This window comes from Bradyrhizobium sp. STM 3843 (assembly GCF_000239815.1).
Taxonomy (GTDB): domain Bacteria; phylum Pseudomonadota; class Alphaproteobacteria; order Rhizobiales; family Xanthobacteraceae; genus Bradyrhizobium.
Map to the genome: position 1 here is coordinate 22152 of NZ_CAFK01000265.1, position 6241 is coordinate 28392.

The 6241-nt window shown below is 64.0% G+C and carries 6 protein-coding genes; all 6 read left to right on the forward strand.

What is annotated here, in order from left to right:
• The first annotated feature begins 14 nt into the window (after window positions 1–14).
• On the forward strand, window positions 15–1115 hold the full coding sequence (locus tag BRAS3843_RS27395; RefSeq protein ID WP_008972379.1) for an LLM class flavin-dependent oxidoreductase: 1101 nt from the start codon (window positions 15–17) through the stop codon (window positions 1113–1115).
• A 63-nt stretch (window positions 1116–1178) separates the two neighbouring features.
• Window positions 1179–1604 (forward strand): hypothetical protein, encoded by a 426-nt coding sequence (locus BRAS3843_RS27400; RefSeq protein WP_008972380.1) that lies wholly within the window; start codon window positions 1179–1181, stop codon window positions 1602–1604.
• 374 nt (window positions 1605–1978) lie between these two features.
• Window positions 1979–3544 (forward strand): ABC transporter substrate-binding protein, encoded by a 1566-nt coding sequence (locus BRAS3843_RS27405; protein ID WP_035982952.1) that lies wholly within the window; start codon window positions 1979–1981, stop codon window positions 3542–3544.
• A gap of 80 nt (window positions 3545–3624) precedes the next feature.
• On the forward strand, window positions 3625–4596 hold the full coding sequence (locus BRAS3843_RS27410; RefSeq protein WP_008972382.1) for an ABC transporter permease: 972 nt from the start codon (window positions 3625–3627) through the stop codon (window positions 4594–4596).
• Entirely contained in the window at window positions 4593–5432 is an 840-nt protein-coding gene (locus BRAS3843_RS27415; RefSeq protein WP_008972383.1) for an ABC transporter permease, read from the forward strand. Before BRAS3843_RS27410 ends, BRAS3843_RS27415 begins: the two co-directional genes overlap by 4 nt.
• Before the next feature lie 3 nt (window positions 5433–5435).
• Window positions 5436–6241, forward strand: an 806-nt coding sequence (locus tag BRAS3843_RS27420; RefSeq protein WP_139024989.1) for an ABC transporter ATP-binding protein, incomplete at its 3' end; no start/stop codon positions are given.

The window sequence follows — 6241 nt, forward strand, 5'->3', positions numbered from 1 at the left end:
AGAGGAAAGCGCCAATGGAAATCGGATATTTCACCATGCCCTCGCATCCGCCGGAGTGCGGATTGAAGGAGGGCCAGGAGTGGGACCTCACGGTGCTGCGCTGGCTCGACGAGCTCGGCTATCAGGAAGCCTGGATCGGCGAGCACCACACCGCACCCTGGGAACCACATCCCGCGCCCGATCTGATTCTGGCGCAGGCCTTCCGCGAGACCAAGAATATCCGGCTCGGCCCCGGCGGCTTCCTGTTGCCCTATCATCATCCCGCCGAGCTCGCCAACCGTGTCGCGATGCTCGATCATCTCTCCGATGGGCGGCTCAATTTCGGCGTCGCCGCATCCGGACTTCCGAGCGACTGGGCGATGTTCAACGTCGACGGCATGAGCGGCCAGAACCGCGAGATGACGCGCGAGGCGCTCGAGATCATCCTCAAGCTGTGGACCGAGCCGGCGCCGTTCACGCACAAGGGCAAATATTGGACGGTCACCAAGCCTGAAGTGATGTTCGACTTCCTCAAGCCGCACATCAAGCCGGTGCAGGCGCCGCATCCGCCGATCGGGGTCGCCGGGCTGTCGAAGAACTCCGACACCTTGAAGCTTGCCGGCGAACGCGGCTTCATTCCGATGAGCCTCAATCTCAATCCGGCCTACGTGTCGTCGCATTGGGATTCGGTCGAGGCCGGCGCGGCCAAGACCGGACGCAAGCCAAATCGTCGCGACTGGCGGCTGGTGCGTGAGGTGTTCGTCGCCGATACCGATGAGGAGGCCTGGCGGCTCTCGACCGGTGACATGATGGGCCGGATGATGAGCGAGTACTTCCTGCCGCTGCTCGGGCATTTCGGCTTCAAGGACTATCTGAAACACGCGCCCGAGGTGCCCGATACCGATGTCACCGTGGACTATTGCGCCCGCCGCAACTGGGTCATCGGCTCGCCGGCGACCGTCACCGAGAAGATCGAACAGATCTGGCACGAGGTCGGCGGCTTCGGGACCCTCCTGGTGTTCGGGTTCGACTACAAGCACAAGCCGGAGGCCTGGCGCCATTCGCTGGAGTTGCTGAAACACGAGGTCATGCCGGGTTTGCGCCATCTCAATGCGGACCTGAACAAGGCTGCCTAAGATTAATAATTCGGCTGGACCGGCGCCCCGGGGGGCGCCGGTCAATTTGGCGCAGGTGGATCGATGCGGTTTCGTGTCCGGAAATTCGCGCATGTGCTGGAACGCTCCGGTCTCTCTTTGGCCGGCGCAGCCTGCGGCGTGTTCGTCGGGGCCCATGTCGGCTCCAGCGTTCCTTGGCTGACGAACCAGGGGTTTTTGCTGCTGATGATGCTGTCCGGCGCCGTTGGCTTCTATCTCGGTATCGATACGCCGCCGCGGCCATTCCATCCGCACGAGGAAGGCACGCCGGCGGCGAAACGGATTGATGCGCCGGAGTTCCTCAGTGCCGTCGGCACCTTTCTCGCGACGCTGACCGCCTTCGTCTCGGTCGGCATCATCATCCTGCGTGAGGATCCCCACATTGCCTGGACCTGGTTGATCATGCTGGGCTGGCTGACTGGCGTCGCCATGCAGATCGTGGCCGGCACGATCGCGCGGGTGCGGCAGTGATCGCGTCAAGGTAACGTCACTATCGGCGATGCGCGTTCAGCGTGTTGGTGAGATGTAATTGACGTTGTTCAATTCTTGAGCGTTTTCTGTCGCGACTTTCATCTTGCCGCGCTTGTTCAGGCCGTGTGAGCCTGCCCCCCGAGAGCTTGACCGGAGCTGGAGCCTGCGCAAACCGCGCATGGATCCTGGCAGCGCGATGCTTCCAACGCATTGCTCTGCGCCGATTCGAACTCCGTCAACACGCAAAGCCCGCTGGCGCTCCAACGGCCGGCGCGCCGCGCGAGCAATTGTCACAGCGGGAGGCGGCTTCACTTCGGCGTATTGGCGCACGGAATGCATAGCGGCCGACTGGGACGTTTTCGGAAGGTTGCATGATGTTGAAGCGGGTGTTGTTGGGCGTTGTTCTCGGCTGCGGTCTGGCCGCGGCGGCCTTGCCGGTGGACGGTCGGGCCGAGGAGCCGAAGGTCGGCGGGGTGATCAACGCGGTGATCCAGCCGGAGCCGCCCGGCCTGATGCTGGCCATGGTCCAGAATGGTCCGACCCAGATGGTCTCGGGCAACATCTTCGAAGGCCTGCTCCGCTACAGCCCCAAGCTCGAGGCGCTGCCCGGTCTTGCGGCAAGCTGGACCATCAGCCCGGACGCGAAGGTCTACACTTTCAAACTGAAGCCAGGCGTCACCTGGCATGACGGCAAGCCCTTCACCTCGGCGGACGTTCTGTTCTCGATCGAGATGCTGAAGAAGACGCACGCCCGCGCCCGCAACAATCTCGCTGTTGTCGAGAAGGTCGAGGCGCCCGATGATCTCACGGTCGTGTTCACGCTGAAACAGCCGTTCGGCCCGTTCATCGGCATCTTCGAGGTCGGCTCGATGCCGATGGTGCCGAAGCATCTCTACGAGGGTACGGACTGGAACACCAACCCGTACAACAACGCGCCGGTCGGCACCGGCCCCTTCATGTTCAAGGAATGGCAGAAGGGCTCATTCATTCAGCTGGTGAAAAATCCGAACTACCACGAAAAGGGCAAGCCCTATCTCGACGCTATCTACTGGCAGATCATTCCGGACGCGGCGGCGCGCGCGGTCGCATTCGAGACCGGCAAGGTCGACGTGCTGCCGGGCGGCTCGATCGAGAATTTCGATGTACCGCGCGTCTCCAAGCTGCCCGGCGCCTGCGTGACCGGCGCGGGCTGGGAATTCTTCAGCCCGCTGGCCTGGCTGTGGCTCAACCATCGCAACCCGATCCTCGCCAACAAGAAGGTGCGGCAGGCGATCATGTATGCGATCGACCGCAACTTCGCGAAGGACGTGATCTGGAACGGGCTCGGCAAGGTTGCGACCGGCCCGTCGGCCTCCACGATCAAGTTCTACACCGATGATGTTCCGAAATACGATTACGACCCGGCCAAGGCCAAGGCGCTGCTGAAAGAAGCAGGCTACAAGGGCGAGAAGATCCGGATGCTGCCGCTGGCCTATGGCGAGACCTGGCAGCGCTGGGGCGAGGCGGTCAAGCAGAACCTGCAGGACGTCGGCATGAACATCGAAACCATCGCCACCGACGTGCCCGGCGGCAACCAGAAGATCATGGACTGGGACTACGACATCGCCTTCACCTATCTCTATCAATACGGCGATCCTGCGCTCGGCGTGTCCCGCAACTATCTGACCAGCGCGATCGCCAAGGGCCAGCTGTTCAACAATGTCGAGGGCTACTCCAACCCGGAAGTGGACCAGTTGTTCGCCGACGGCGCGGTGGCGACGCCCGACGCCAAGCGCAAGGAGATCTACGACAAGGTGCAGAAGATCCTGGTCGAGGATGTGCCGGTCGCCTGGCTGCTCGAGCTGCAGTTCCCGACCATCACCAAGTGCAAGGTGAAGGATCTGATCACCACCGGCATCGGCGTCAATGACGGTTTCCGCGACGCCTGGCTCGATAAGTAACGCGGCGATGTGGCGCGCGGGCTTGAGCTCCGCGCGCCGTCTTGCCACCGGCAGTTCGAGCTGATCATCACGGGCCTTCAATGCTCTCCTTCATCGCGCAAAGAATCGTGAAGGGCGTCATCGTCCTGCTCGCGATCGTCGTGTTGAACTTCTTCCTGATCCGCCTCGCGCCCGGCGATCCCGCGGTCGTGATGGCGGGCGAAGCGGGCGCCTCCGACAAGGTCTTCGTCGAGCAGTTGCGGCAGAAGTTCGGGCTTGACCGGCCATTGCCGGAGCAGCTTCTCATCTACGTCAAGGGCATCGCCAGCTTCGATCTCGGCTTCTCCTTCCGTCAGCAGGCGCCGGTGTCGAAGCTGATCGCCGAGCGCCTGCCGGCGACATTGCTGCTGACGCTCAGCGCCTTCGTCATCTCGCTTGCGCTCGGCATCCTGTTGGGCGCGCTCGCTGCGCGCTTCGCCGGCACTGTCATGGACACTGCGATCACGGTGCTGGCGCTGATCTTCTATGCCACGCCATTGTTCTGGATCGCGCTGATCGCAATCCTCATCTTTTCGGTCTGGGTCGATTGGCTGCCGAGCTTCGGCTACGAGACTGTCGGTGCCAACTACACCGGCCTCCGTCACGCGCTCGATGTCGGCGCCCACCTGGTCATGCCCGCCGCCACGCTCGGCCTGTTCTTCATGGCAACTTACACCCGCATGACCCGTGCCTCGATGCTGGAGGTCAAGCGGCTCGATTTCGTCAAGACCGCGCGCGCCAAGGGCCTGCGCGATTCCGTGATCCTGCGCCGCCACGTCCTGCGCAACGCGCTGCTCCCCGTGGTGACGCTGGCCGGCGTGCACGCCGGCACATTGGTCGGCGGCGCCGTGCTGACCGAGACCGTGTTCGCCTGGCCGGGCATCGGCCGGCTGATGTACGACGCGCTGATCCAGCGCGACTACAACCTGCTGCTCGGGGTGTTCGTGGTCAGCTCGGCAATGGTGCTGATCTTCAATCTCGTCACCGACCTCGTCTATCGCCTGGTCGATCCGCGCATCGAGTTCTCGGCATGAGGCAGTTCTGGAAAACCATGCTGCGCAGCCCGAGCGGAATGATCGGGCTGGTGATATTGGCGCTTGCGATCCTGGTCGCAATCATTGGCCCCTTCTATTTCCCCAACTCGCCGTGGCGCATGGTGCAGCGGCCGTTCCTGGCGCCGTTCACGGTTTCGACGGTTCCGCTCGGCACCGACGCGCTGGGCCGCGACGTGCTTGCCGGCCTCATCTTCGGCGCGCGGGTCTCGCTCCTGGTCGGGCTGGTCTCCACGCTGGTTGCACTGATCGTCGGCGTGCCGCTCGGCGCCGTCGCCGGCTATTTCGGTGGTCGGATCGACGACGCCTTGATGCGCTTCACCGAGTTCTTCCAGACCATCCCGAGCTTTGCGCTTGCGATCGTGCTGGTCGCGATCCTGCAGCCCTCGATCTATTCGATCGTCGCCGCGATCGGCATCGTCAGCTGGCCGCCGGTCGCCCGCCTAGTGCGCGGCGAGGTGCTCTCCTTGCGCACCCGCGAATATGTCCAAGCCGCCATTGTCACCGGCCAGAGCAGCGGCTGGATCATCTGGCGCGAGATCCTGCCGAACGCGCTGTCGCCGGTGATCGTGCTGGCGTCGCTGATGGTCGCGACTGCGATCCTGCTGGAATCCTCGCTGTCCTTTCTCGGCCTCGGCGACCCCAACCTGATCTCCTGGGGCTACATGGTCGGCGCGGGCCGCACCGTGATCCGTCAGGCCTGGTGGATCACCGTGTTTCCGGGGCTCGCGATTCTGCTTTCGGTACTCGGCCTCAACCTGATCGGCGAAGGGCTGAACGATGCGCTCAACCCGCGCCTGTCGCGCGAAGGACGATGAATGATGGCCGATCCCGTCGTTGCGATCAAGAATCTGCGGATCGCGCTGCCGAAGGGCGCCGAGCGCGCGCACGCCGTCGATGGCGTCTCGTTCAACCTCGAGGCCGGCAAGATCGTCTGCGTGGTCGGCGAATCCGGCTCGGGCAAATCGATGTGCGCGCATGCGCTGATGGGCCTGTTGCCTGACACGGTGCGGGTCGACGGCGGCGAGATCCTGTTCGAGGGCCGCGATCTGCTCAAAGTGGACCAAGATGGCTGGCGCGATCTGCGCGGCTGCCGCATCGCCATGGTGTTCCAGGAGCCGATGACCGCGCTCAATCCGTTGATGCGGATTGGCGACCAGCTCGCGGAGGTGTTCGAAGCGCATGGCTTGCTGAAGCCAGGCGAGCGTCGCGCCAAGGCGCTGGCGCTGGTGCGCGAGGTCGGCTTGCCCGATCCGGAACGCATCATCCGGGCCTATCCGCATCAGCTCTCCGGCGGCCAGCGCCAGCGTGCGATGATCGCGATGGCGCTCGCGCTCGAGCCCGCCGTGCTGGTCGCGGACGAGCCGACCACGGCGCTCGACGTCACCACCCAGGCGCAGATCCTGAAGCTGATCAGGAACCTGCAGCAGAGCCACAGCATGGCGGTGATGTTCATCACCCATGATTTCGGCGTCGTCGCCGATATCGCCGATCAGGTCGTGGTGCTGCGCCATGGCAGGGTGGTGGAGGAGGGCGCGGCCGAGGCGGTGTTCGCGCAGCCGCAAGCCGAATACACCCGCGCGCTGCTCGCCGCCGTTCCGTCGTTCGATCCGCCGCCGCGCGTTCG